This window comes from Micromonospora sp. NPDC050795 (assembly GCF_044456785.1).
In the GTDB taxonomy this organism is placed as follows: domain Bacteria; phylum Actinomycetota; class Actinomycetes; order Mycobacteriales; family Micromonosporaceae; genus Micromonospora.
Window position 1 is genome coordinate 270,320 of the sequence record NZ_JBITGE010000002.1, and the last position, 24,214, is coordinate 294,533.

25 protein-coding genes are annotated in these 24,214 nt (G+C 70.3%); 12 read left to right on the plus strand and 13 right to left on the minus strand.

The genetic code is table 11. The annotated features are described in order from the left end of the window. Positions 1-31: 31 nt before the first annotated feature. Complete coding sequence (locus tag ACIBEF_RS03480; RefSeq protein WP_357198008.1) at positions 32-604, minus strand: PH domain-containing protein; 573 nt, start codon at positions 602-604, stop codon at positions 32-34. 107 nt (positions 605-711) lie between these two features. Beyond that, positions 712-1,587, minus strand: a complete 876-nt coding sequence (locus ACIBEF_RS03485) for a biotin--[acetyl-CoA-carboxylase] ligase (RefSeq protein ID WP_396790795.1) — start codon at positions 1,585-1,587, stop codon at positions 712-714. A gap of 84 nt (positions 1,588-1,671) precedes the next feature. On the opposite strand from ACIBEF_RS03485, the gene ACIBEF_RS03490 reads away from it, so the two are divergent. Then, on the plus strand, positions 1,672-3,255 hold the full coding sequence (locus ACIBEF_RS03490; protein WP_396790797.1) for an acyl-CoA carboxylase subunit beta: 1,584 nt from the start codon (positions 1,672-1,674) through the stop codon (positions 3,253-3,255). Positions 3,256-3,339: 84 nt separating this feature from the next. Here ACIBEF_RS03490 and ACIBEF_RS03495 read toward each other — a convergent pair whose 3' ends face one another. From ACIBEF_RS03495 to ACIBEF_RS03510, 4 genes are all read right to left on the minus strand, one after another. After that, on the minus strand, positions 3,340-4,200 hold the full coding sequence (locus ACIBEF_RS03495; protein ID WP_396790798.1) for a hypothetical protein: 861 nt from the start codon (positions 4,198-4,200) through the stop codon (positions 3,340-3,342). Then, the gene (locus ACIBEF_RS03500) at positions 4,193-4,693 is read right to left on the minus strand and encodes a SigE family RNA polymerase sigma factor (RefSeq protein ID WP_396790800.1); all 501 of its coding nucleotides are present in this window, start codon (positions 4,691-4,693) and stop codon (positions 4,193-4,195) included. Before ACIBEF_RS03500 ends, ACIBEF_RS03495 begins: the two co-directional genes overlap by 8 nt. Positions 4,694-4,754: 61 nt before the next feature. After that, entirely contained in the window at positions 4,755-5,738 is a 984-nt protein-coding gene (locus tag ACIBEF_RS03505; protein ID WP_396790802.1) for a ketopantoate reductase family protein, read from the minus strand. Positions 5,739-5,774: 36 nt separating this feature from the next. Next, on the minus strand, positions 5,775-6,509 hold the full coding sequence (locus tag ACIBEF_RS03510; protein ID WP_396790803.1) for a M50 family metallopeptidase: 735 nt from the start codon (positions 6,507-6,509) through the stop codon (positions 5,775-5,777). A gap of 101 nt (positions 6,510-6,610) precedes the next feature. Here ACIBEF_RS03510 and ACIBEF_RS03515 point away from each other — a divergent pair, with 101 nt between their 5' ends. Together ACIBEF_RS03515 and ACIBEF_RS03520 are read left to right on the plus strand one after the other, a co-directional pair. Beyond that, positions 6,611-7,162 (plus strand): Uma2 family endonuclease, encoded by a 552-nt coding sequence (locus ACIBEF_RS03515; protein WP_396790805.1) that lies wholly within the window; start codon positions 6,611-6,613, stop codon positions 7,160-7,162. A gap of 126 nt (positions 7,163-7,288) precedes the next feature. After that, positions 7,289-8,041 (plus strand): GH25 family lysozyme, encoded by a 753-nt coding sequence (locus tag ACIBEF_RS03520; RefSeq protein WP_396790807.1) that lies wholly within the window; start codon positions 7,289-7,291, stop codon positions 8,039-8,041. A gap of 83 nt (positions 8,042-8,124) precedes the next feature. Here ACIBEF_RS03520 and ACIBEF_RS03525 read toward each other — a convergent pair whose 3' ends face one another. Both ACIBEF_RS03525 and ACIBEF_RS03530 read right to left on the minus strand, forming a co-directional pair. Further along, complete coding sequence (locus ACIBEF_RS03525; protein WP_396790809.1) at positions 8,125-8,358, minus strand: hypothetical protein; 234 nt, start codon at positions 8,356-8,358, stop codon at positions 8,125-8,127. 86 nt (positions 8,359-8,444) lie between these two features. Beyond that, a complete protein-coding gene (locus ACIBEF_RS03530; RefSeq protein WP_396790811.1) occupies positions 8,445-10,463 on the minus strand; it encodes a serine/threonine-protein kinase in 2,019 nt (672 codons plus the stop codon). Positions 10,464-10,553: 90 nt separating this feature from the next. On the opposite strand from ACIBEF_RS03530, the gene ACIBEF_RS03535 reads away from it, so the two are divergent. The 5 genes from ACIBEF_RS03535 (at position 10,554) to ACIBEF_RS03555 (ending at position 15,381) form a co-directional block, all read left to right on the plus strand. After that, complete coding sequence (locus ACIBEF_RS03535; RefSeq protein ID WP_396790813.1) at positions 10,554-10,748, plus strand: acyl-CoA carboxylase subunit epsilon; 195 nt, start codon at positions 10,554-10,556, stop codon at positions 10,746-10,748. A gap of 91 nt (positions 10,749-10,839) precedes the next feature. Next, the gene (locus ACIBEF_RS03540) at positions 10,840-11,298 is read left to right on the plus strand and encodes a hypothetical protein (RefSeq protein ID WP_396790815.1); all 459 of its coding nucleotides are present in this window, start codon (positions 10,840-10,842) and stop codon (positions 11,296-11,298) included. A 1,558-nt stretch (positions 11,299-12,856) separates the two neighbouring features. After that, complete coding sequence (locus tag ACIBEF_RS03545) at positions 12,857-13,903, plus strand: S8 family serine peptidase (RefSeq protein WP_396790857.1); 1,047 nt, start codon at positions 12,857-12,859, stop codon at positions 13,901-13,903. Between the two features lie 159 nt (positions 13,904-14,062). After that, the gene (locus ACIBEF_RS03550; protein WP_396790817.1) at positions 14,063-14,731 is read left to right on the plus strand and encodes a Maf family protein; all 669 of its coding nucleotides are present in this window, start codon (positions 14,063-14,065) and stop codon (positions 14,729-14,731) included. Next, on the plus strand, positions 14,728-15,381 hold the full coding sequence (locus ACIBEF_RS03555) for an O-methyltransferase (RefSeq protein ID WP_396790819.1): 654 nt from the start codon (positions 14,728-14,730) through the stop codon (positions 15,379-15,381). The genes ACIBEF_RS03550 and ACIBEF_RS03555 overlap by 4 nt, the downstream gene beginning before the upstream one ends. A 72-nt stretch (positions 15,382-15,453) precedes the next feature. On the opposite strand, the gene ACIBEF_RS03560 is transcribed toward ACIBEF_RS03555, so the two are convergent. From ACIBEF_RS03560 to ACIBEF_RS03570, 3 genes are all read right to left on the minus strand, one after another. Further along, on the minus strand, positions 15,454-16,209 hold the full coding sequence (locus tag ACIBEF_RS03560; protein WP_357197966.1) for an ABC transporter permease: 756 nt from the start codon (positions 16,207-16,209) through the stop codon (positions 15,454-15,456). Positions 16,210-16,227: 18 nt separating this feature from the next. Further along, a complete protein-coding gene (locus ACIBEF_RS03565) occupies positions 16,228-17,187 on the minus strand; it encodes an ATP-binding cassette domain-containing protein (RefSeq protein WP_396790822.1) in 960 nt (319 codons plus the stop codon). 121 nt (positions 17,188-17,308) lie between these two features. Next, positions 17,309-17,920 (minus strand): PadR family transcriptional regulator, encoded by a 612-nt coding sequence (locus tag ACIBEF_RS03570; RefSeq protein WP_396790859.1) that lies wholly within the window; start codon positions 17,918-17,920, stop codon positions 17,309-17,311. A 150-nt stretch (positions 17,921-18,070) separates the two neighbouring features. On the opposite strand from ACIBEF_RS03570, the gene ACIBEF_RS03575 reads away from it, so the two are divergent. Further along, positions 18,071-19,822 (plus strand): acetyl/propionyl/methylcrotonyl-CoA carboxylase subunit alpha, encoded by a 1,752-nt coding sequence (locus tag ACIBEF_RS03575; protein ID WP_396790824.1) that lies wholly within the window; start codon positions 18,071-18,073, stop codon positions 19,820-19,822. A 16-nt stretch (positions 19,823-19,838) separates the two neighbouring features. On the opposite strand, the gene ACIBEF_RS03580 is transcribed toward ACIBEF_RS03575, so the two are convergent. After that, the gene (locus ACIBEF_RS03580) at positions 19,839-20,732 is read right to left on the minus strand and encodes a LysR family transcriptional regulator ArgP (RefSeq protein ID WP_396790826.1); all 894 of its coding nucleotides are present in this window, start codon (positions 20,730-20,732) and stop codon (positions 19,839-19,841) included. A 70-nt stretch (positions 20,733-20,802) separates the two neighbouring features. On the opposite strand from ACIBEF_RS03580, the gene ACIBEF_RS03585 reads away from it, so the two are divergent. Together ACIBEF_RS03585 and ACIBEF_RS03590 are read left to right on the plus strand one after the other, a co-directional pair. Beyond that, positions 20,803-21,399: a LysE/ArgO family amino acid transporter gene (locus ACIBEF_RS03585; protein ID WP_396790828.1), complete on the plus strand. Its 597-nt coding sequence runs from the start codon at positions 20,803-20,805 to the stop codon at positions 21,397-21,399. Positions 21,400-21,536: 137 nt separating this feature from the next. Further along, complete coding sequence (locus tag ACIBEF_RS03590) at positions 21,537-22,976, plus strand: GuaB1 family IMP dehydrogenase-related protein (protein WP_357262706.1); 1,440 nt, start codon at positions 21,537-21,539, stop codon at positions 22,974-22,976. A 144-nt stretch (positions 22,977-23,120) separates the two neighbouring features. Here the strand turns inward: ACIBEF_RS03590 and ACIBEF_RS03595 are convergent, their stop codons facing one another. Beyond that, the gene (locus ACIBEF_RS03595) at positions 23,121-23,681 is read right to left on the minus strand and encodes a TetR/AcrR family transcriptional regulator (protein WP_396790830.1); all 561 of its coding nucleotides are present in this window, start codon (positions 23,679-23,681) and stop codon (positions 23,121-23,123) included. 83 nt (positions 23,682-23,764) lie between these two features. Between ACIBEF_RS03595 and ACIBEF_RS03600 the strand changes: the two genes are divergently transcribed. Then, entirely contained in the window at positions 23,765-24,211 is a 447-nt protein-coding gene (locus ACIBEF_RS03600; RefSeq protein WP_396790832.1) for a DoxX family membrane protein, read from the plus strand. Positions 24,212-24,214 lie beyond the last annotated feature (3 nt).

Consider the following 24,214-nt stretch of genomic DNA (forward strand, 5'->3'; position numbering starts at 1 on the left):
TGTGCCAGGGGCGGGTCTCCACCGGCCCGGATCAGGTCGTGGTGTCGCGCAGCGGCTTGCCGTCCTGCATGTCGGCGAGCATGTCGCGCATCTCGCCATCGCCCAGCGAGTGCTTGTCGTGCTGTGCCTCGACCAGCTCGTACAGCGTGGTCTGCACCTTCCCGACGTCCGGCACGTCGGCGAGCACCGACTGGCCGCGCTCACCAGCCGACTCGATGGTGAGCGTCCCGCAGCCGAGCAGACGCTCGACGAACCGCTGGTTCATCGAGTGGTCGTTGACCCGGGCGAGCGGGAGGTCCCGCCGGTCCCGGGAGAGCACACCCTGCTGAAGCAGGACTCGCTCGTTCGTGAACAGGTAGTGGGTGGTGCGCCAGACCAGGAACGGCCACAGGCCGAGCCAGAGCACCGCGACCAGGGCGATCGCCCCGATCACGGCCAGCGCGACCGAACCGCCGCCACTCTCGGGCAACAGGAGCACGCCGACCACCACCGCGGCGATGGCCAGCACCAGCACCGCGATCGGCCGGATCAACGCCTTCCAGTGCGGGTGCAGGTGCAGCACGACGTGCTCGTCCTCGGTGAGCACGTCTTCGGGAAACGCCACGGGAACCTCCAACGCGATTTTCTGGACGCGCAGACGGTAAACCCCCCAGGCCCCACCACAACATCCGCCGCGCGGGCCCACTCGGCTCTACGTGATCTTGCCGGTCCTCAGCGGAGGTGCAGGACGTCGCCGGCGGCCAGGGTTCGAGCACCGGTCGACGTGGTGACCATCAGTTGGCCGTCCGGGTCCACTCCGGTGGCGGTGCCGGTCAGGGAGTCGCCGTCGGGGAGCAGGACGCGTACCTCACGCCCGATCGTCGCGCAGGCCGCCAGGTAGGCGTCGCGCAGGCCGCTGGCCACGGCGTCGCCGCCCGCCGAACGCCAACGGTCGTACCAGTCGGCCACCGCCCGCAGCAGCGCCCGCAGCAGCGGATCCCGATCGGTGGCCACCGCGCCAGCCAACTGGAGCGAGGTGGCTGGCAGCCCGGTCGGATTCACCGGCAACTCGTCGGCGCGCAACGTCACGTTGAGCCCGATGCCCAGCACGATCGCCGGCGGTTGGTCCGGCACCCGCCCAGGCACAGCCTCGGCCAGCACGCCCGCGCACTTCGCGTCGTCGATCAGCAGGTCGTTCGGCCACTTGAGGGTGGCTTCCAGCTCGGCCAGCCGGGCCACCGCCTCCACCAGCGCCACGCCGGCCAGCAACGGCAGCCACCCGTACCCGGTGGGTGTCGCCGGCAGCCAGCCGCGGTCCGGGACGGCCTCGCCGGGCCGCAGCAGGACGCTCGTCGCGATGCCGGCCCGCGCGGGCGACTGCCAGACCCGCCCGCGCCGGCCGCGCCCCGCGGTCTGCCGCTCGGCGACCACGACCAGGCCCTCGGGCTCGTCGGCCCGCGCGGCCTCGGCCACGTCGGCGTTGGTGGAGCCGGTCTCGGCACGCAGCTCCAGTCGGGCCCACGGCCCGTTCGGCGCTGTCAACGCGCGGCGCAGCCGGGCCGCCGACAGCGGCGGCCGGTCCAGATCGGTGTACGGGGAGCCCGACATTCCGCCAGCCTACGGCGGTGCTCCGGTCGACACTGAGGCGTACTGCACAGCGGCACCCACCTGAACCATCGTTATATTCCCTGGGTGACTACCGAGACCGGGACCAACATGCACAGCACCGCGGGCAAGCTGGCGGACCTGGAGCGCCGGGTCGACGAGGCGGTGCACGCCGGGTCGGCCCGAGCCGTGGAGAAGCAACACGCGCGCGGCAAGAAGACCGCCCGCGAGCGGATCGAGATGCTGCTCGACGAGGGCTCCTTCGTCGAACTCGACGAACTGGCCCGGCACCGGTCCACGGCCTTCGGGCTGGAGCGGAACCGCCCGTACGGCGACGGCGTGGTCACCGGCTACGGCACGGTGGACGGCCGGCAGGTGTGCGTCTTCGCGCAGGACTTCACGGTCTTCGGTGGCTCGCTCGGTGAGGTCTTCGGCGAGAAGATCGTCAAGGTGATGGACCTGGCCATGAAGATCGGCTGCCCGGTCGTCGGCATCAACGACTCCGGTGGCGCGCGCATCCAGGAGGGTGTCGTCTCGCTCGGCCTCTACGGCGAGATCTTCTTCCGCAACGTGCGGGCCTCCGGCGTCATCCCGCAGATCTCACTGGTGATGGGGCCCTGTGCCGGCGGCGCCGTCTACTCTCCGGCGGTCACCGACTTCACCGTGATGGTCGACCAGACCTCGCACATGTTCATCACCGGCCCCGATGTGATCAAGACGGTGACGGGCGAGGACGTCGGCATGGAGGAGCTGGGCGGAGCGCGGACGCACAACACCCGCAGCGGCAACGCGCACTACCTCGCCAGTGACGAGGAGGACGCCGTCGACTACGTCAAGGCGCTGCTGTCGTACCTGCCGTCGAACAACCTCGACGAGCCGGCCGTGGTCGACGCCCCCGCTTCGCTTGAGGTCAATGACGAGGACCGGGAGTTGGACACCCTGATCCCGGACTCGGCCAACCAGCCGTACGACATCCACACGGTGATCGAGCACGTCCTCGACGACGGGGAGTTCCTGGAGGTCCAGCCGCTCTACGCGCAGAACATCGTGGTCGGCTACGGCCGGGTCGAGGGACGACCGGTCGGTGTGGTCGCCAATCAGCCGATGCACTTCGCCGGCACCCTGGACATCGCCGCCTCGGAGAAGGCCGCCCGGTTCGTCCGCACCTGCGACGCGTTCAACATTCCGGTGCTGACCTTCGTGGACGTGCCCGGCTTCCTGCCCGGCACCGGTCAGGAGTGGGACGGCATCATCCGCCGGGGCGCGAAGCTCATCTACGCGTACGCCGAGGCGACCGTCCCCAAGGTCACCGTGATCACCCGCAAGGCGTACGGCGGGGCGTACGACGTGATGGGCTCCAAGCACCTCGGCGCGGACCTGAACTTCGCCTGGCCGACCGCGCAGATCGCGGTGATGGGCGCGCAGGGCGCGGTGAACATCCTCTACCGCTCGGAGCTGGCCGGGACCGAGGACCCGGCGGCCGTCCGGGCCGAGAAGATCGCCGAGTACGAGGACACCCTGGCCAACCCGTACGTGGCCGCCGAGCGTGGGTACATCGATTCGGTGATCGCTCCGCACGAGACACGCACCCAGATCGTCCGGGCGCTGCGCGTCCTGCGCACCAAGCGGGAAACCCTGCCGCCCAAGAAGCACGGCAACATCCCGCTCTGAGGCTGGTCGATCCGCGCAACGTCAGGGGACGTGCTGCCTCCGGGCGGCGGGCAACAACCCCGAGGTTGCGCGGATCGACAGTGGTCAGCAGGCTGGGTTGGCGGCGACGCACATCCGGCGGGCGGCGACCCCCGCCAATCGGGGCAGGTCCACCTCCATGCCCGTCTCCCTCAGAGTGAGCACGGTGATCAGGTCGCCCACCCGGACCACGGCGGTGGTGGTCGGCCGAGGTGGCGCGGCGATGGGCTTGCCCGTCTTCTGGTCGACGGGCTGCGAACCGGTGTGCCGCAGCAGCGCAGCCCCGTCACCGGCGAAGTCCCGCTGGATCACCGCCCAGCGGTGCGTCGCCGACGCGGTGCCTGTTGCGCCCTGCACCTTGTATTCGCCGACGCTGGTCCATTCGGCACACGGTGCGACCAGGTCGTCCATGGTGGCCAGAAGCTGGATGGCCGCGTCCGGAGGCAGCCGGTAGAGATCCTGCGTGACCAGACCATCGGACTGGGTGAGGATTGCCGCAGCGCGCTTCGGCACCAGGGTCTGCGAACGGGACAGGATCGAATGCAGCCAGCCATTCGATCGCCCCTGACCCGTCCGGCAGGCGGCGAGCATGTGGTCCAGCAGGACCGGCTCGCCCAGGCCCGACTGGCTGAGCTGCACGTCGACCTGCTGCGGCAGGTCGGCCGGCTGCAACAGGGCGTCGGTGCTGATCTCGTGCCGGGTCGGCGAGGCGGAGGGCGCGGCGGCCGGCGAGACCGGCGGCGCAGACTTCCTCGGGGCGGCGACCGCCACTGCGGAGACCCCGGCGAGAGCCAGCACGACGGTGGCCACCACGATCCTGCGCTGGCCGCGGCGGCGGGCCCGGAAGCGGATCTCCTCCGGGCCGAGCCACCGCACGTCCTGCAGGTCCCGTTGGATCTGTTCGACGAAAGTCAGGTCGTCACGCATCGGTAGCCTCCTCCAGGTCAGAGACGGCGAGCAGGCCGGCGAGCGCGGTACGCCCCCGGGAGAGACGGGCCTTGACGGTGCCCACCGGGGCCGCGGTCTCCCGCGCCACCTCGGCGACCGGCATGCCCACCAGGTAGTACAGGGCGATGGCGACGCGTTGCTCCTCGGGCAGTCGACGCAGGGCGGCGACCACCGCGACGGTGTCGGTGCCCGGCCCGGGAACGGTCTCGATCGCACCGTGTCGCAGGTAGGCGCGGGCGCGGCTACGCAGGCTGCGCCACCGGCTGACGGCGATCCGGCTGGCCACCACCCGCACCCACGCCTCCGGGTCGTCGTACCCGCTGATGGTGGACCAGCGCTGCCACGCCCGGACGTACGCCTCCTGCACGGCGTCCTGCGCCTCACCCCGGTCGCCGGTGAGGGCGTAGACGAACCCGAGGAGTCGTTGCCGACTCCCCCGGTAGAACTCGTCGAACCCGTCGACGTCCGGCACCCGCTACCTCCCCGTGTCGGTCGCTGGGAACACGCACCGGCAAGGGCCGTTGGTTGCCCGGTCAGGCGATCGACTTCTCCAGCTCGTCGAGCGGGAACGCGCCGGCCCCGATCCGCTCCCGGACCGCCCGGCGTACGGCCCGCTGCACCGCGGCGTTGACCGGCGTCGGCACCCCGTGCAACCGGCCGAGCAGCGCGATCTCACCGTTGAGGTGGTCGACCTCGGTCGAGCCGGTGCCCCGGGCCAGGCTCTGCCAGGTGGAGCCGCCGGAGCGGGCTTCGCCGTCGACCGGGCGCTGCCCGACCAGGTCGCCGCGTTCGGCCTTCTCCTCCTCCGGGGAGGTGTGCGCGATGCCGGCGGCGGCGAGCGCGGCGACGCCCTCGGCGCGTACCCGCTCGACCAGCGCGTTCGGGATGTCCCGACCCAGCAGCGCCTGCAGGCCGTTACCGAGGTTGCTGAGCAGCTTGCCGTACTTCCAGCGCAGCACGTCGGTGCGGACCGGTGCGACGAAGCCGGCGGCGGACAGGTCGGCGGCGACAGCCCGGTCGGTGTCGTCGGCGCCTCCGGGGTACCGCCCGATGTGGAGCATCCCGGGATGCGGGTACCCGTTGGCGACCACCACACCCGGGTCCAGGTGGGTGGCCGGCAGCCAGACGCAGACCGGGTGCACGTCGGCGAAGAGGCGCAGCGCTGCCCGCTCGTTGGCCACCCCGTTCTGCGCGGTCACCAGCGGCAGACGTTCTCCCGCCGTGCCACCGCCGACCACCGAAGCGTCCACCCAGGCGGCCAACGCGTCGGCGGTGTCCTGTGACTTGACGGTGAGGATCAGCACGGTGTCCGCCGGCAGCGGCTGGTCGGTGGGCCGGTCCACCGCCGCGAGCTGGGCGGTGACCTCACCGTCGGGCTGCCGCAGGGTGAGGCCCCGCGCTCGGATCGCCTCCAGGTGCGCACCGCGGGCCACGACCGTCACGTCCCGGTCAGCCTGGGCCAGCCGTACGCCGATGGTCCCGCCGACCGCACCCGCGCCGATGATCAGGTATCGCATTGCCTCATTCTGCCCGGATCGACCGGAGCGAGGCGGCTAGGGCGACGTGGGAAGGAACGGACCGGCGAGCAGGAGCGCTCCGGCGATCAGCGCCGCCACGTTGACCAGGGCGAAGACGCCCACCCAGAAGAGCGGCGGGAACGGGGTGAGCCCGGCGAGCTGGTCGGCGTCGGACGCGGGCATCCGGCCCCGCGAGCGCAGCCGTTGCAGCTCGACCACCGGGCGCACCCCACCGAGCAGCAGGAACCACACCCCGGCGTACGCGAACGCGGCCTGAACCTGCGGCGTCGCGTACCAGGAGACGGCGAACACCAGTGCGCCGGTGACCAGCAGCGACACCACACCGAAGGCGTTACGGATCATGACGAGCATGGCCAGCAGCAGCGCCACGGCCACCCAGAGCAGCAGGGTGATCCGGTTACCACCGAGCAGCCAGGCCCCGGCCAGCCCGACCAGCGGCGGTGCGACGTACCCGGCGAGCAGGGTGAGGATCATGCCCGGCCCGGTGGGGCGGCCAGCGGAGAGCGTCAACCCGGACGTGTCCGAGTGCAGTCGGATGCCGCGCAGCTTGCGGCCGGTCAGCAGGGCGACCAGGGCATGCCCGCCCTCGTGCGCGATGGTGACGGCGTTACGGGCGATCCGCCACGGCAGCCGGGTGGAGACCACCACCAGCGCGACGGCCCCGGTGATCAGCACCAGCAGCGCGGGCGGGTCCGGCTGCGCCCCGAACAGCGTGTCCCACTTCTCGCCCAGTCCGTCGATCGACATCATGGGGCGCGAGCCTACCGGCGGCGTTCCGTGTCGTTCCCGAGGCACCGGCTCGTATCCTGTGAGACTGATCGGGTGGCGAGCGAAGCGGGAGGTGACCGTCGGTGAGCACTGCCCCCCTGGAGCCGCACGTCGGTCTGTGGACCGAAGCCGACTACTTCGCCCTGGGCGAGACGCCTGACCGGATCGAACTGCTCGACGGGAGCCTGTTGGTGAGCCCTGCCCCGAGCCGACGGCACCAGCGGGTGTCGCGTCGGCTGGCGAACAGCATCGAGGCAGCAGCAGAGCCTCGCGGTTTCCTGGTCTATGACGCGATCAACGTCCGGCTCGGCGTCGACCGGGTCGTGATCCCGGATCTCGTCGTCACCGATGCCGACGACGACGGCACTTGCCTCGACTCCGACCGGGTGTCTCTCGTCGGGGAGGTCGTCTCGCCGGGCAACGCGGCCGCTGACCGTCTGCTCAAGATGCAGCTCTACGCCATCGCGAGAATCCCCTGGTATCTGCTTGTCGAGCAGGACGGGGACGGCCACTCGCTCCGGCTGTTCCGGCTCGACGGTGAGCACTACGTCGAGGACCAGGTGGCCAAGCCCGGCGAGACGCTGACCGTGGTCGAGCCGTTCCGCTGGCAGCTCGACCCGGCCGCACTGCGCTGATCCGTTCCGCCTCGTCCAGCGGTCCTGCGCGCCCCGCCAATGAAGCTTTTGTTCAGCCGCACTTGCGATCTAGGGCACTTACCTCCAAAGATGGATGTCGATAGAGCGACGTCCTTGGAGGCACTCATGGCCCGTACCTCGTCATCGCTGCGCCGCGCGCTCGCGGCCGGCCTCACCGTCCTCGCCACCGCGGCGGCGGCCCTGGTCGCGACCGCCGGACCGGCGGCCGCCGCCACCACACCCGGTGTCGACGTGTCCCGCTACCAGGGCAGCATCAACTGGACCAGCGTCCGCAACGCCGGCGTCGAGTTCGCCTTCATCAAAGCGACCGAGGGCACCAGCTACAAGGACCCGAACTTCAACGCCAACTACGTCAACTCGTACAACGCCGGGGTGATCCGCGGGGCGTACCACTTCGCCCGCCCGAACATCTCCGCCGGCTCCACCCAGGCCAACTACCTGGCCTCCAACGGCGGCGCCTGGTCCGCGGACAGCCGGACCCTCCCAGCCGCGCTGGACATCGAGGCCAACCCGTACAGCGGCGGCTACTGCTACGGGCTCAGCACGACCGGGATGCGCAACTGGGTGCAGGACTTCCTGAACACCTACCGCTCCCGCACCGGCCGGTACGCGGTCATCTACACCACCACCAGCTGGTGGAACCAGTGCACCGGCAGCTGGACCGGCCCGTGGGCGAACCACCCGCTCTGGCTGGCCCGCTGGTCGAGCACGCCCGGCGCCCTGCCGGCCGGGGCTTCGGTGTGGAGCTTCTGGCAGTACACCAGCACCGGCGCGGTCTCCGGAATCAGCGGCAACGTGGACCGCAACTACTGGAACGGCGACCGGAGCCGCCTGATCGCATTGGCCAACAACACCTGACCGGGCCGTTGGCGGCAGCGGGATCGACGATCACCATCATGGTCGACAATCGGTCCGGCTGCCGCCACACCACCGGTTACGGTTCAGGCCCGCCGTCGGCTCATCGCCGGCACCATCACCGCAGCGTCCTCGCGGACGACCGCGTCCCGCCGGCTGAGCCGCCGGACGCCCACCGCACCAACGGCGATGGCGACGACGCCGAACAGCGCGACGAGTACCGGAAGCCCAACGCTGATCAGCAGCAGTGCCACATCACCGAGTGCGACGAGCATCCACAGTGCCAGCCGGGGCCGGGCGTTCCTGTATCGGTAACTCATGTCGCACCTCCCTCCGTCGTTGGAGATCAGATACCCCGAACGACGCAAGAACATGCGAGAGAGATTCGTGCAAGTGTGGACGCGGGTCAGTTGACCCGGTCGGGCTTGAAGCCCTTGACGATCTGGTCGAAGTTGGCGAGGTTGGCCTGCCAGTCCTTCTCCGCGATCTCCCACCGGATGGCGTAGCCCCGGTTGCTGGCGGTCACGAAGCCCCGGTTGCGCACGTGGATGCGGGTGTTGTTCCGGGTCTCCAACCACTCCCAGTCGGCGCAGGTCCGATACCAGTCGCAGGCCTTGATGCTGCCCACCAACTGGTAGTTGCTGACCAGATTCCGACGGTACGGTTCCTTTTCCTTCCAGTCGGCGACCGCGTCCTTCAGCGGGCTGGGGGTCCACTGGACCAGCATCTTGCCGGGCCCGCCGGACTGGTTGAAGACGGCCGTGTCCGAGCTGGTCTGACGGCCGCTCCAGCCGGGTGGGAGCGGGATGGAGAAGGTCGGCCCCTCGTGCAGCTTCCAGCCCGCCGGCAGCGCGTTTGGGTCGACCGAGGGAGTGGCAGAGGCGGACGGGCTCGGCGCACCGCTGGTGGGCGGCGGAGGCGCCGCAGCGGAGGTCGGCGCGGCCCCCGAGGTCGGGGCGGCACCGGTCGGGCCGACCTGCGGGGTCTTGTCGTCGTCCTTCGTCAGCATCGGCACGACCACCACGAGACCGATCAGCAGCAGGGCGACCACGGCCCCGATCAGCAGGTTACGTCGGGTGTTGTTCGGCTTCGTGCCATCCGAGAGCGGCACCGCCGCGCGGCCTGCCGGACCCACCGGCGGCATGAGCGCCGTCGGGGTGGTCGGCTTGCGCTGCTCCGGAGCCACCGGCGGACCGTCGACAACCGTCGGCTCGTCGTCGACGTTCGTCGTACCGTCGCCGCTCGTGTCGGGCGCGGCCGTGACCTTCGCGGTCGGCTCGGCGTCGGACTGGTCGGCGTCGGACGGTCGGTCGACCGTGGCGGTCGGCTCGGCCGGGGCCGCCGCCGACTCGGACGGCACCAGCGCGGTCGGGTCGGCGGTCGCACCGGAGGAGACGACAGCCGTCGGCGTGGCATCGGCGGCGGGGGTCGCCGCCGCGGCAGAGGTGGCAGCGGAGGTGGTCGCGGCGGCGGCCGGCGGCGGTGACACCGGGCGGTCGACACTCTCGGCCGGTCGCGGGGCCGGCACCACCGGCAGGCGCGGCTCGCGCGGACCGTTCGGCCCAGGCCGGCGTACGCCATCGAGCAGGGAGATGCCGCGCGACCGCTTGCCCCCGGCGCGGCGCAGCAACCGCTCCGCCACCTCGGCGGTGATCCGCTCGTTCGGGTCCTTACGCAGCAGCCCGTTGAGGACGGCCTTGAGCGGACCGGCGTTCTTCGGCGGCGGAATCGGCTCGGTGGCCAACGCGGCCAGGGTGCCGATCGCCGACGGCCGGGCATACGGCGACTTGCCCTCGACCGCCGCGTAGAGCGTCGCGCCCAGCGACCACAGGTCGGCCTCCGGCCCGGCGGTGCCGTCCCGGGCCCGCTCCGGCGAGATGTACGCGGGCGAGCCGAGCACCATGCCGGTGCGGGTCACGTTGGGGTCACCGGGGATGGTGGCGAGACCGAAATCGGTCAGCACCACCCGACCGTCGTCGCCGAGCAACACGTTGCCGGGCTTCACGTCGCGGTGCATGACACCCGCCTTGTGCGCGGCGCTGAGCGCACCCAGCACGCCCAGACCGATCTCCACCGTGCGGGCCACCGAGACGGGGCCGTCCTCGGCGAGAGTGTCCTGCAACGACTTCGACGCCACGTACTCCATCACGATCCACGGATCGCCGTCGGTGCGCAGCACGTCGAAGATGCGGACGACATTGGCGTGGTTGAGCCGGGCGATGGCCCGCGCCTCCCGCAACGAGCGCTCCCGCATCTCGCGGCGTTCCTCGTCGGTGAGACCAGGCGGCGGCACCAACTCCTTGATGGCGACGTCCCGGTGCAGCACCTCGTCGCGCGCCTTCCACACCCTGCCCATGCCGCCCTGGCCGAGCGGCGACAGGAGCCGGTATCGGTCAGCGACGAGTTGGGGAAGCGCGTTCGACATCGGTGAGACGGTACCCGGACCCGCTGACGCTCACACCGCCGGCACGCCACTGTGCGCTTCGCGTAACTTCGCGCCGCGTACCCTGGCGGCATGTCTGCCGAAGAGCCGCTGTTCCGGGTCGTCCGCGGCGTGCCCACCGCCGAGGAGTTGGCCGCTCTGGTGGGGGCGATCATCGTCCGAACCCGTCCGGCCGCCGCCCCCGTCCCGGCGCCGACGTCCGCCTGGGCGCGCAGCGGTCGACCCGGCAGCTCCCGCGGGTGGCGCTCCGCCGGCCTGCCCCGCTGACTCCGAGACCTGCCGTACGGGGGCTGTCACGGTGGCGTTGAGCCGTTAACCTCACTCAGGGAAACGGTGCCGTTACGGGTAGGGAGGATCCATGATCCCCGAAGAGGACCGGCCAGCACCCTGGCTACGCGGTTACGGCGGCATCGAAGCCGACATCAGCCAGCTCAGAGAGTTCGCCGACCGGCTCGCCGCCGAGGTCGAGAGCAACTACGCGCCGCACCTGTCGTACATCGCCGAAGACATGTCCGCGAAGCTGCCCAACCCGTGTGACGCCTTCATCGAGCTGGTCACCTTCCTGCACGCCCACCACGAGACGCAGCAGGCCACCGCCGACATGGTGTACGCCGTCCGAGGCGCCACCGGCCACCTGGCCGCCGCCGCCGATCAGGTCGCCACCCACTACGCCGACAGCGACGCCTTCACCGCCGCCCGAGTGGTCGACGTGCAACGAGCCCTCGCCAACCCGGCCAGCATCCTCCCCGGCGGTCCGACGCCAACCCTCACCGACCCGACCAGCCCCGACGCCGAAGGGCCGGTGGTCCTGCCGTGATCGAACGGGGCACCGGCCGCACCTCCGGCCTCACCGACTGGCACCTCATGGACGTCAACAGCATGTGGGCCTGCCTCCAGGACCACGACACCGCCAACCACTGGAAGCAGGTCGCCGGCTGGCGCAAGGTCTGCGACCTGGCGCAAACCCACCTCGGCCGCCTCCAGCAGTACCGACGCGGACTCGCCGAGGCATGGCCCCCCGAAACCAGCGCCGCCTCCCGCACGTACCTCGCCGAACTCGACGACCTCATCGACAAGGTGCAGCGCACCCACGACGCCGCCGCCGCGAACTACACAGCGCTCTCCGCCGCAACCCAGGCCATCGGCACCACCCGCGCCGCACTCCACAAGATCTACGAGGAGTACGCGACCAAGCTCCAGCAGAAGCAGGCGTACGAGTCGATGGTCGCCGACCCGAAAGCGGTGATGGGCAACCGGGCAACCCAGCCGCCAGTTGCTGATGGGGAGCTGGAACGGCTGAACGTGCAGGCCCGATCCATGATGTTCAACCTGAGCGGCGAACTCCAACAAGCTCAGGCAACCCTCCAAAAACCACCTGCGGCACCTCCACGATCGAGGCGAGACCCGTCAAACTCGGACGCCTATGAGTCCGCGCCAACAATTCCGCCAGTCCTGCCTCTGCCCATGACTGTCGGCGCAGTCCCGTCTTCACCTCTACCTAGCCCGGCGAGTGGTTCGCAACCTGCCTCGATCGCCCCCGTGGTAGGACCGATACTTGGCGGCACCAGCCCCACAACTGCGCCACCCCCTTCGACACCTGGAATTCCCGGAAGTGGACCTTCGATCCCGTCCCCCGGCATGGGAACGCCGACACCGCTCCCACCTGGCCCGATACCGCAGACCCCAACTCCGCCTTCTGCAGGCAAGCCAGCAGTCGACAATTTGCAGGTTCGCGGAAATAGCAACAACGTCCCATCCTCGCAACAGCCGACGCGGCCAATGCCACCGACTGGAATTATCGGCGGAGCACCTGGCCTTGGGCTAGGTCATCCCGTATCCTCATCCAGTCCAACACGAAAGGTTAACCCAATTGGCGGCGTAATTGGTGGTGGGGGGGCTGGAACCGCGCCTACCGGTGGAGCTGGTTCCCGGCCAGCCGCAGGCCGGGGTTTACCTGGCCGGCACCAACTTCCGCCGATGGGTGGAGCCCTCGGACAGGGGGGCGGCGCTACGGCTTCGGGCCTGGGCGCTATCTATCCACCTAATCACCAGGCCCAAAGGGGACAGAACGCAGATCGGCGAGCCTGGGATCCCGACCATCCCTGGGAGGTCGATCAAGGGGTAAACCCTGTCGTTCGCCCACCAGAGGAGCAGAACCCGCCTGACCCTGGCCCTGCAATCGGCTTCAACCGCTAATGAATCGCCACCGTCGAGCCCTGCGGATACTGTCGGCTATATTTTCGGCAACACTGTCCGCGTTGCATGCTTCGGCGGGAACAGGCGCTCAATTCGCGAGTGGCGAGCCCGGCGGTGGGAGCCCGAGAACCCCCCGGGCCGCTCAGGGGCCGGCGACCACCGGCGGCGAAGTTAACAGAATTAGATCGGACCAATGGCATCTTAGCTACCTTAATGCTTCCGACGCGCAACGCATCGCCCGAGGAGCAGGGGTAACTGTCGCAGTTCCAGATACTGGAGTGCAACCGCATCCCGACCTCCGAAGGAACCTTCTAAGAGGTACTGACATCATCGCCGGCGGAGATGGCAGCGGGCAATCCGATCAGAACAGCCATGGCACCGGGATGGCTGGCTTAATCGCTGCACATGGGCGAGGAGAAAACTCAGGAGCCCTGGGAATAGCTCCAGACGCGCGAATACTTCCCATTCGAGATACCCCTGTCGACGGCGAAGGACAAGCCGGAGACTTGGCCGCCGGGATCGATTATGCGGTCCTCAATGGAGCTGATGTCATCAGCGTTTCCTCGGTGGGAGGCGCGGGCATCCCACTGCGGCGATCAATAAAAGCAGCACTCGCGGCGGGTGTGATCGTGGTGGCATCCAGTGGCAACCGCCCGCAGGATTCTGCGGTTGGTTATCCAGCGTCAGAGGATGGGGTCATCGCGGTGGGTGGAATCGATCGAGACGGTAAGCGAGCCGCCGTCTCGGTCACTGGGCCGGAGATTGACGTGGTTGCGCCCGCCGTCGACATCTACAGCACGAGCATCGACGGCAAGTACCGCAAAGGCACCGGCACCTCTGACGCGACGGCGATCGTTGCGGGCGCGGCTGCGTTGATCAGATCCAAGTACCCGTACCTGCCGGCCCGAGAGGTGGCGCACCGGCTCACGGCTACCGCCGTCGACAAGGGCCCTCCTGGGCGTGACGACGAGTACGGCTATGGAGTGATCGATCTTGTGGCGGCGCTGACGGCAGACGTACCGCCGCTTGGGTTTGAATCGGTGAGCGCGCCGGCCGGTGCTGGCCCGACCACGACGGCTGGCGCTCAGCCGGGTGGGGAGAGCGACAGCGCGACCGCGCGTGGGCTGGCCACTCTCGGGGTGCTCGTGGCTGCCGGGGTCGGGTGGGCCGTGATAGCGCGGCGGCGTCGACGTGGTGATGATCCGCCACCCAGAATCAGTCGCTGAACGATCGGCGAAGCGGTGATCCACTCGGGTTGCAGGAAGTCGCGGTGTCCGGGGGGACGGGATAGCGCGTTTTCCTGTAGGTCGAGTGGATCAAGGGCGCGGGCCACGCGGCGGCGGGGTGTCGGCCTTGGTTGGGTGTTGGGCGGTAACGTCGGGGTGGTGTCTGAGACTTCGCCGCTCCGCCTCGTGCTCGCATCGGCGAGCCCTGCCCGTCGTAAGTTGCTCCAGGCTGCCGGCGTCGAGCCGGAGGTGCTGGTCAGTGGGGTGGACGAGTCCCTGGTGGTGACCGAGCGGGCCGAGGAGTTGTGCCTGGAGTTGGCTCGCCTGAAGGCACAGGCGGTGTTGACCCGGCTCAATTCGGCCACCGATCAGCGGACGTTGGTGATCGGCTGCGACTCGGTGCTCGCCTTCGACGGGGAAATCCTCGGCAAGCCGGCGGATGCCGCGGACGCTACCCGGCGGTGGCTGCGGATGCGGGGACGCACCGGCGTTCTCCACAGCGGGCACTGCCTGGTCGACGTTACTGCGGGCCGGCGCGCGGAGGCGGTCGCGTCGACGACGGTCCACTTCGCTGACATCAGTGACGACGAGATCGCCGCGTACGTGGCCACCGGTGAGCCGCTGGCGGTGGCCGGCGCGTTCACGATCGACGGGCTGGGTGGGCCGTTCGTGGAACGGATCGAGGGTGACCCGGGGACGGTGGTCGGACTGTCGATGCCGCTGCTGCGCCGGCTCCTCGCCGAACTGGATCTGCGGATCACCGACCTGTGGACGACTGTCGCGCCGGGCGGCCAAATGGTCGAGCCGCTCGGTAACGTCCGGTCATGACCATCAAGTCGATCCCGCTCACCAACGAGCTGCACGCCTATCTGGTCGCACACGGCTCCCCGCCGGACGAGATCATCCGTGACCTGGCCGAGGAGACCCGGTCGGTGCTGCCCGAGCACGCCACCATGCAGGTGGCCCCGGAGCAGGCCGCGTTCCTGACGTTCCTCACCCGGCTGCTCGGCGTGCGCCAGGCCGTCGAGGTCGGCACGTTCACCGGGCTCTCGTCTCTGGCGATCGCCCGCGGGTTGCCCGAGGGTGGGCAACTGACCTGCTTCGACATCTCCGAGGAGTTCACCGGCATTGCCCGGCGCTACTGGGCGCGGGCCGGCGTGCAGGATCTGATCGACCTGCGCATCGGCCCGGCCGCGGAAGGGCTACGGGAGTTGCCGCACGAACGGCACCTGGACTTCGCGTTCATCGACGCGGACAAGACTGGCTACCCGATCTACTGGGCCGAGTTGGTGCCCCGGATGCGGCCGGGTGGGGTGATCGCCGTCGACAACGTCCTGCGTGGCGGGCGGGTGATCGCCCCGCAGGATGCCAATGACCGGGCCATCGCCGCGTTCAACGACGAGGTCCTCGCGGACGTACGGGTGGACCCGGTGATGCTGGCGATCGCGGACGGCCTGACCCTCGCCCGGGTCCGCTGACCCGCGACAACCGCCGAATACGCCTATTGGGGTGTCCCCATCCAGGGGACACCCCAATGTCAACAATCAGCGTCAGCGGACGCTGCGGGCGAACTGGCGGGCAGCCCAGTAGACGCCCAGCGCGGCGAGGACAGCGGTGATGCTGAGGCCCTGCCAAACCTTGTCGCTGCCCAGGTCACCGGCGAACAGCGCCCGGGTGCCGTCGACCGCCCAGGAGAACGGGTTCCAGTTGGCGATGCCCTGCAACCAGCCGGGCGCGAAGGTCAGCGGCAGCAGGATGCCGGAGAGCAGCAGCACCGGCTGCGCCACGGTGTTCATCAGCGGGGCGAGTGCGTCCTCACTCTTGACCTTGAGGGCGACGCCGTAGGAGACGGCCGAGGTCATGAGGGCGATCAGGGCGAGCATCAGGTACGCCAGCAGCAGGTCCCCGAGGAACACCCGAAGGTCGAAGATGAGCGCCAGGAGCGTGATGATGACGGCCTGCACCAGGAGCGAGACCACGTCGCGCAGCGAGCGACCGAGCAGCAGGGCGAGCCGGCTGATCGGGGTGACCCGGGAACGTTCGATGACGCCGGCCCGCAGCTCGGCGATCAGGCCGAAGCCCTGGAACAGGCCACCGAAGATGGCCAGGAGCACCAGCAGACCCGGTACGAAGATCTTGTAGGCGGCCGCCTGGGTGGGCGCGTTCAGTGCGGGCTTGAGCAGCGGGGCGAAGAGCAGCAGGTACATGACCGGCTGGAACACGCCGACGAAGACCCAGACCGGGTTGCGTAGCAGGAGTTGGATCTGGCGCTGGAAGATCAGCCACGTGTCACGGGCGAATTTCATGAGAGTCGTCTCCGGGGGTCAGGACTCGCGCAGCGAGCGGCCGGTCTTGGTGAGGAAGACGTCGTCCAGGCTGGGTCGGTGCAGCTCGATCGAGCGCAGCTCCAGCCCGGCGTGGTCGAGTCGGCGCAGCACCTGCGGGATGGCGGTGGCGCCCTCGTCGACGTAGAGGCGCAGGCCGCCCTCGTCGACCGTCTCCAGCTTGTTGACGTACGGCTCGCCGTCGAGCGTCTGGGCTGCCTGCGGGGTGGCGGCCAGGTCGAGACCGACCAGCACCACGTCGCCTGAGATCTCCCGCTTGAGCTCGGCGGGGGTGCCCTCGGCCACCACCTCGCCGTTGTCCATGATCGCGATCCGGTCGCAGAGCGCGTCGGCCTCGTCCAGGTAGTGGGTGGTGATGAAGACGGTCATGCCGTCGGCGCGGAGCCGGCGGATCTCGTCCCACATATGTGCGCGGCTCTGCGGGTCGAGGCCGGTGGTCGGCTCGTCCAGGAAGACGATCTTCGGCTCGTGGATGATGCCGAGGGCGATCTCCACCCGGCGACGCTGGCCGCCGGAGTAGGTCTTGCACTTGCGGTCGGCGTACTCGGTGAGCTGGAAGGCGTCCAGGGCGCGGGCGGCGCGCCGCTGCGCATCGGCCTTGCTGATGCCGTACATCCGGGCGTGCAGCACCAGCTCTTCGCGGGCGGTGGACTCGTCCCAGGTGCTGCCGCCCTGCGGGACGTACCCGATGCGGCGGCGCACCTCGGCCGGGTCCTTGCGCAGGTCGGCGCCCGCGATGGTGGCCTCGCCGCCGTCCGGCTCGATCAGCGTGGCGAGCATCCGCAGCGTGGTGGTCTTGCCGGCGCCGTTCGGGCCGAGGAAGCCGAAGATCTCACCCTGGGCAACGTCAAGGTCGACGCCCCGCACGGCGTCCACCGTCTTCGTCTCTCGACCCGCGCGGGAGCGGAACGACTTCCGCAGCCCCCTGGTCTCGATCATCTCTGCTCCTGCTCGTTCGGGCCGGTCGGGCCGGCCGTCGAGTGGGTCGACGCCGGACGGCGCAATCCCCCGCTGTGCCGTCAGTAGGCTAACGCGATATAACTTTTTTAGTCAACGTTGATTATTTCGCGTCGGGGTCGAGCGACTCCAGGCCGTCCCTCCACCCCGTCCAACCCTGCGCTTCGTCCAGCTCAGCAGGCAGGTACGACACTCCGGAATCGATCCGCTCCGCGATCCGCTCGCACCAGGTCATCTCTGCCTCCGCGCGCGCCGACCACAGCTCGAACATCCAGGCCACGTGCACCGGCTTGCGGTTGCGGACCCAGTCCGACTCCAGCGAGGCGCGCATGGACTCGACGCCGGCGCGCAGCAGGTTGGCCCGGTTGCGCAGGGCGGCGGCCGCCTCGGCGCGCGGCATGGCAGGCAGGAAGGAGAAGGCGGCCACGAACGGGTCGACGGGCTCACTGATGGTCCACCACGAGTTGCGCAGCAGCGTCTCGAACTCGTCCTCCCCCTTGACCGTCACCTCGTACGTGGTCCGCGCCGGACGGGCGCCCACCTGCTCGGTCGCGACGGCGCGGAGCAGCCCTTCCTCGGTGAGCTTGCGCAGGGCGTGATAGATCGATCCGGGTTGCACGTTCGCCCACTTGTCGGCGCTCCAGCTCAGCAGCTCACGGCGCACGTCATAGCCGTGCACGGGCTGCATCCACCGCACCAGACCGAGAATCATCATCCGAGTCGAAGACACCCGATAAGCGTAATAGCCAAGTTTGACTAAACCGTGGCGGGTGCAGTGCGCCATCCCACACTGAGCGATCGTTAGGGTCGCCGTGGGCGGCCGATACACTCCCCGTCAGTAACCTGCCCGGGAGGAGCCACGAAGGTGCGCAAGGTACTCATCGCCAACCGCGGCGAGATCGCCGTCCGGGTGATCCGCGCGTGCCGCGACGCCGGCCTGGGCAGCGTTGCCGTGTACGCGGACTCCGACCGCGACGCCCTGCACGCCACCCTCGCGGACGAGGCGTACGCGCTGGGCGGGGACAGCGCGACCGAGACCTACCTGCGCATCGACAAGCTGCTCGACGTCGCCGCTCGGGCCGGCGCCGACGCCGTACACCCGGGTTATGGCTTCCTCAGTGAGAACGCCGACTTCGCCCAGGCCGTCACGGACGCCGGGCTGACCTGGATCGGCCCCACCCCGCAGGCGATCCGTGACCTGGGCGACAAGGTCACCGCCCGGCACATCGCCCAGCGGGCCGGCGCACCGCTGGTCCCCGGCACCCCGGACCCGGTGGCCAGCCCGGACGAGGTGATGGCCTTCGCCGTCGACCACGGCCTGCCGGTCGCCATCAAGGCCGCCTTCGGTGGTGGCGGGCGCGGCCTCAAGGTCGCCCGCACGATGGAGGAGATCCCGCAGCTGTTCGAGTCGGCCACCCGGGAGGCGGTCGCGGCGTTCGGTCGGGGCGAGTGCTTCGTCGAGCGGTACCTCGACCAACCCCGGCACGTCGAGGCGCAGGTCCTCGCCGACCAGCACGGCAACGTGATCGTGGTGGGCACCCGGGACTGCTCGTTGCAGCGGCGTCACCAGAAGCTCGTCGAGGAGGCGCCCGCGCCGTTCCTCACCGACGCCCAGCGCGCGCAGATCCACGAGAGCGCCAAGGCGATCTGCCGCGAAGCCGGCTACCACGGCGCCGGCACCGTGGAATACCTGGTCGGCGTGGACGGCACCATCTCCTTCCTGGAGGTCAACACCCGACTCCAGGTCGAGCACCCGGTCACCGAGGAGACCGCCGGCATCGACCTGGTCCGCGAACAGTTCCGGATCGCCGACGGCGAGAAGCTGCGGATCACGGAGGACCCGACGCCGCGCGGGCACGCGATCGAGTTCCGGATCAACGGCGAGGACCCGGGCCGCAACTTCCTGCCCGCCCCCGGCACGGTCACCGCGCTGCGCCTGCCCAGCGGGCCCGGTGTGCGGGTCGACACCGGCATCTCGGCCGGCGACGTAATCGGCGGCAACTTCGACTCACTGCTCGCCAAGGTGATCATCGTCGGTGAGACGCGGACCGAGGCGCTGGAGCGCGCCCGCCGCGCGCTGGACGAGATGGTCCTCGACGGGATGGCCACCGCGCTGCCGTTCCACCGGCTCGTCGTGCGGGACGAGGCGTTCACCGCCGAGCCCTTCACCGTGCACACCCGGTGGATCGAGACCGAGTTCCACAACACGGTGCCGCCGTTCACCGCCGCCGCCGGCACCGCCGAGGCGCCGGCCGAGCGCGACACCGTCGTGGTCGAGGTGGGCGGCAAGCGCATCGAGGTCAGCCTCCCCGCCGGCTTCGGCGGGAGTACGACCACCGCGGCACCCGCCGCTCGCAAACCGACCCGGCGCGGTGGCGGTGCCAAGGCCGGTGCCCCGGTCGGCGGCGACTCGCTCACCTCGCCGATGCAGGGCACCATCGTCAAGATCGCGGTGACGGACGGCGACACGGTGGCCGAGGGTGACCTGGTCGTGGTGCTGGAGGCGATGAAGATGGAGCAGCCGCTGCACGCGCACAAGGCGGGTACGGTCAGCGGCCTCAGCGCCGAGGTCGGTGCCGTGATCACCGCCGGTGCTCCCATCTGCACCATCGCCTGAGCCGTCCGGCGGACGATCAGCGCAGGGTTTCGGCAGCGACCTCGCGGACGGCGGCGGTCAGGGCGTTCAGCACGTCCGACTCCAGCCGCCAGTGCTGCCAGTACAGCGGAACGTCGAGGTGTCGGCCCGGCGCGAGGTCGACACAGCGACCCGCGGTCAGGTCGGCCTGGGCGATCTGTTCCGGCACCAGACCCCAACCCAACCCGAGCCGGATCGCCTCGCTGAAGGCCGGCACCGACGGTACGTAGTTCACCGGCGGGTCGAGCGGTCGACCGACCACCGCCCGGATGAAGCGATGTTGGACCCGGTCCTTCCGGTCGAAGACCAACAACGGGGTGCTCGCCAGCGCGGCGGCGGTGAATCCTCCGGGGAAGTGCGACGCCGCGAATTCCGCTGTGGCCAACGCGCGGTAGCGCACGGCCCCGAGTCGCAGCACCCGGCAGCCCTGCACGGCTTCCCGCTGGGCGGTGACCGCCGCCGTCACCGAACCGTCGCGCAGCAGCTCGGCGGTGTGGTCCTGATCGTCCTGCCGCAGGTCGAACGAGAGCCCGGCGCGCTGCGGCAACCGGGCCAGCGCGGCGGGGAACCAGGTGGCCAGGGAGTCCGCGTTGACCACCACGGCGACCCGGATCCGGCCACCGCCGGCCAGCGGGCCGCGGGCATCTGCGAGGGCCTCCCGTTCGAGCAGCGCGAGCTGGCCGGCCAGGCGCAGCAGCGGGCGGCCGGCGTCAGTTGCCACGCACGGACGGGCACGGCGGACCAGCACCTGGCCGACGGTCTCCTCCAGCGCCTTGATCCGTTGGCTCACCGCCGACGGCGTGACGTGCAGCAGCCTGGCCGCTGCGTCGAAGCTGCCCTCCGCCACCACGGCCGCGAGTGTCCGAAGCTGCGCCGAGTCGAGACCGTCCATCAGCTGAGCTTAAGTTGCGTGAGAATCTTTAGTTGGACTGGTGGCCGTCGACGGTCCTAGCGTCGACTCCGTGCTCACCTCCGCCGTCGCCGGCTTCTCGGTCTCCATCGCGCTCATCGTCGCCATCGGCGCTCAGAACGCCTTCGTCCTGCGTCAGGGCCTGCGACGCGAGCACGTCGTACCCGTGGTGCTGACCTGCGCCGCTTCGGACGCGCTGCTGATCATGGCGGGGGTGGCCGGGGTCGGTTCGCTGGTGACCGGCCGACCGGGCCTGCTGACGGCGATCCGCTGGGGCGGAGCCGCCTTCCTGCTCTGCTACGCGGGGCTCGCCGCCCGCCGCGCCCTGCGTCCCGGCGCCCTGCTGCCCACCGAGCGGCCGCCGGCCACGTTGGGGGCGACCCTGCTCGCCTGTGCCGCCTTCACCTACCTGAACCCGCACGTCTACCTGGACACCGTGCTGCTCCTCGGCAGCGTGGCCCAGCAACACGCGCACCGGTGGGTCTTCGGCGCCGGCGCCGTTCTGGCCAGTGTGGTCTGGTTCACCGCGCTCGGCGTCGGCGCGCAGCGCCTCGCGCCGCTGCTCGCCCGCGCCGCCGCCTGGCGGGTGCTGGACGCGGTCATCGCCGTCGTGATGGCCGGGCTCGCCGTGGCACTCCTGCTGGGCTGACCGGTTCATACCCGGACTCGCCGTGGCCCCTCCTGCGGCGAGCACCGCCGCGCCACCGCGATCGGGACTGACGACGATGCGAGTGTTTTCCGCGACCACCGGCGGTGGAACTGGCCGCGAGCGGGAATGATTGTCGGGTGCGGTTCCTTCACGGCGCGGCTCCCGCGCACGACCTGACCTATACCGACGTCTTCATGGCGCCGGCCCGCTCCGACCTGGGCTCCCGACTCGACGTCGACCTCTCCACCGGCGACGGCACCGGCACCACGATTCCGTTGGTGGTGTCGAACATGACAGCGGTGGCCGGACGGCGGATGGCCGAGACGGTCGCCCGGCGGGGCGCCATCACGGTGATCCCGCAGGACATTCCGATCGAGGTGGTGGCCAACGTCGTCGCCTGGGTCAAGCAGCGCCACCTGGTCTACGACACCCCCATCACGCTGGGCCCGACCGAGACCGTGGGCGATGCCATCCACCTGCTGCCCAAGCGCTCGCACGGTGCGGTGATCGTCGTCGACGACGACGGCCGGCCGATGGGTGTGGTCACCGAGGCGGACACCACTGGCGTGGACCGCTTCGCGCAACTGCGTCACGTGATGTCCACCGAGCTGCACACCGTTCCGGCGGACGCGGATCCTCGTACCGGTTTCGATCTGCTCTCGGCGGGCCGTCGCCGACTCGCCCCGGTGGTGGACGCCGAGGGTCGGCTGGTCGGGGTGCTGACCCGACAGGGCGCGTTGCGCGCCACCCTCTACACACCGGCCGTGGACGACCGGGGCCGGCTGCGGATCGCGGCGGCCGTCGGGATCAACGGGGACGTGACCGGCAAGGCGGCGGCGCTGCTCGAGGCGGGGGTGGACACGTTGGTAGTGGACACCGCGCACGGCCATCAGGCACGGATGATCTCCGCACTTCAGGCGGTCCGGAAGCTGGACCCGGGGGTGCCGGTGGCGGCGGGCAACGTGGTCACCGCCGAGGGCGTACGCGACCTGGTGGAGGCCGGGGCGGACATCATCAAGGTCGGCGTCGGCCCGGGGGCGATGTGCACCACCCGGATGATGACCGGCGTGGGTCGACCGCAGTTCTCCGCCGTGCTCGACTGCGCCGCCGCCGCCCGCCAACTGGGCCGGCACGTGTGGGCCGACGGCGGGGTGCGGCACCCCCGGGACGTGGCGCTCGCGCTCGCCGCCGGCGCGTCGAACGTGATGATCGGCTCCTGGTTCGCCGGCACCTACGAGTCCCCCGGTGACCTCTACACCGACGCGGACGGCCGGCGGTACAAGGAGAGCTTCGGAATGGCCTCGGCTCGGGCGGTCAGCGCCCGAACTGCCGACGACAGCCCGTACGACCGGGCCCGCAAGGCGGTGTTCGAGGAGGGCATCTCCTCGGCCCGGATGCACCTGGACCCGACCCGCCCCGGTGTCGAGGACCTGATCGACGAGATCATCGCGGGGGTACGCAGCGCCTTCACCTACGCCGGCGCACGGGACCTGACCCAGTTCCACGAGCGGGCGATCGTCGGCGTGCAGAGCGCCGCCGGCTTCACCGAAGGAATGCCCCTCCCCACCAGCTGGTAACCCACCCCACTGTCCACCCTTGTTGATCATGAAGTTATTGCCCTCCACATCGGCGTGTCGTGGCAATAACTTCATGATCAACGGCAAGGGAGGGTGAGGCGGGGGTGGGCGGGGTTGGGCGGGGTGGGCGGGTGGGCCTCGGCGTCAGGTTGAGGGGCGGCGCAGCACGGCGCGGGCTGCCTCGCTGGGGTTGTCGCCCACGCGGTCGGGCAGCGCGCCGGCCAGCCAGAGGGTGGCGAAGCCGTGCGCGATCGACCAGGCCGCGAGCGAGTCCCGGTCGGTGTCGGCGGGCGCGCCGCCGCTGGGCAGCGCCGCCACCCCGGAGCGGAGCGCGGCGCCGGCCCGGCCCCGAGCCGCGATCAGCTCGGCGTCGTCGGCCCGGTAGAGCTCCGGGCGGAACATCACCTCGAAGTACGCCCGGTGCGTGACAGCGAAGTCGACGTACGCGACGCCGGCCTCCAACAGGTCGTCATCCGCCTCGGTCAACGTCTGGGCCAGCAGGTCGAAGCCCTGCGCGGCGAGCGCGGTGAGCAGGCCCGCCTTGTCGCCGAAGTGGTGTGCGGGCGCGGCGTGCGAGACACCGGCCCGCCGGGCCAGGTCGCGCAGGCTCAGCGCGGCTGCGCCGACCTCTCCGACGGCCTCCAGCGCCGCAGCGAGCAGGGCGCGGCGCAGATCCCCGTGGTGGTAGGCGCGGCTGTCGGTCATGCGCCAATCCTATCTTGCCATTGACAAGATGAGCGCCTGGCGCGCAATCTTGTCACTGGCAAGTTTCACGGAGGAGGTTTCCGATGGCACCCCTGATCGCCTTGATCGTCGGCACCGCGCTGGCCCGAATCGCCGGCCTGGTCGGCATCTCCGCACTGGACGGCTGGCATCCCGCGCTGCGCGTCGGGCTGGCCGTGATGTTCACGCTCACCGCCGTCGCGCACTTCGCCGGCCAGCGCCGCGCCGACCTGATCGCGATGGTCCCGCCCCGACTGCCCCGGCCGGACCTGCTGGTCACCGTGACCGGCGTGCTGGAACTGGTCGGCGCGGTCGGCCTCCTGGTGCCGGCGACCGCCCGGGTCGCGGCGGCCGGGCTCGGCCTGCTCATGCTCGCCCTGTACCCGGCCAACGTCTCGGCCGCCCGCCGCGAACTGACTCTCGCTGGCCGCCCAGTTACCCCGCTCGCACAGCGCACCGTCCTACAGATCGTGTTCGTGGCCACCGCTGCGGCAATTTCGTTTGGCCCCTGACTA

Excerpts from the sequence above, each read along its gene's own strand:
- ACIBEF_RS03565 (WP_396790822.1), bottom strand. The coding sequence starts at position 17,187 with ATGATCGAGACCAGGGGGCTGCGGAAGTCGTTCCGCTCCCGCGCGGGT.
- ACIBEF_RS03510 (WP_396790803.1), bottom strand. The coding sequence starts at position 6,509 with ATGATGTCGATCGACGGACTGGGCGAGAAGTGGGACACGCTGTTCGGG.
- ACIBEF_RS03505 (WP_396790802.1), bottom strand. The coding sequence starts at position 5,738 with ATGCGATACCTGATCATCGGCGCGGGTGCGGTCGGCGGGACCATCGGC.
- ACIBEF_RS03530 (WP_396790811.1), bottom strand. The coding sequence starts at position 10,463 with ATGTCGAACGCGCTTCCCCAACTCGTCGCTGACCGATACCGGCTCCTG.
- ACIBEF_RS03560 (WP_357197966.1), bottom strand. The coding sequence starts at position 16,209 with ATGAAATTCGCCCGTGACACGTGGCTGATCTTCCAGCGCCAGATCCAA.
- ACIBEF_RS03525 (WP_396790809.1), bottom strand. The coding sequence starts at position 8,358 with ATGAGTTACCGATACAGGAACGCCCGGCCCCGGCTGGCACTGTGGATG.
- ACIBEF_RS03485 (WP_396790795.1), bottom strand. The coding sequence starts at position 1,587 with ATGTCGGGCTCCCCGTACACCGATCTGGACCGGCCGCCGCTGTCGGCG.
- ACIBEF_RS03520 (WP_396790807.1), top strand. The coding sequence starts at position 7,289 with ATGGCCCGTACCTCGTCATCGCTGCGCCGCGCGCTCGCGGCCGGCCTC.
- ACIBEF_RS03595 (WP_396790830.1), bottom strand. The coding sequence starts at position 23,681 with ATGACCGACAGCCGCGCCTACCACCACGGGGATCTGCGCCGCGCCCTG.
- ACIBEF_RS03555 (WP_396790819.1), top strand. The coding sequence starts at position 14,728 with ATGACCATCAAGTCGATCCCGCTCACCAACGAGCTGCACGCCTATCTG.
- ACIBEF_RS03495 (WP_396790798.1), bottom strand. The coding sequence starts at position 4,200 with ATGCGTGACGACCTGACTTTCGTCGAACAGATCCAACGGGACCTGCAG.
- ACIBEF_RS03600 (WP_396790832.1), top strand. The coding sequence starts at position 23,765 with ATGGCACCCCTGATCGCCTTGATCGTCGGCACCGCGCTGGCCCGAATC.
- ACIBEF_RS03570 (WP_396790859.1), bottom strand. The coding sequence starts at position 17,920 with ATGATGATTCTCGGTCTGGTGCGGTGGATGCAGCCCGTGCACGGCTAT.
- ACIBEF_RS03535 (WP_396790813.1), top strand. The coding sequence starts at position 10,554 with ATGTCTGCCGAAGAGCCGCTGTTCCGGGTCGTCCGCGGCGTGCCCACC.
- ACIBEF_RS03580 (WP_396790826.1), bottom strand. The coding sequence starts at position 20,732 with ATGGACGGTCTCGACTCGGCGCAGCTTCGGACACTCGCGGCCGTGGTG.
- ACIBEF_RS03540 (WP_396790815.1), top strand. The coding sequence starts at position 10,840 with ATGATCCCCGAAGAGGACCGGCCAGCACCCTGGCTACGCGGTTACGGC.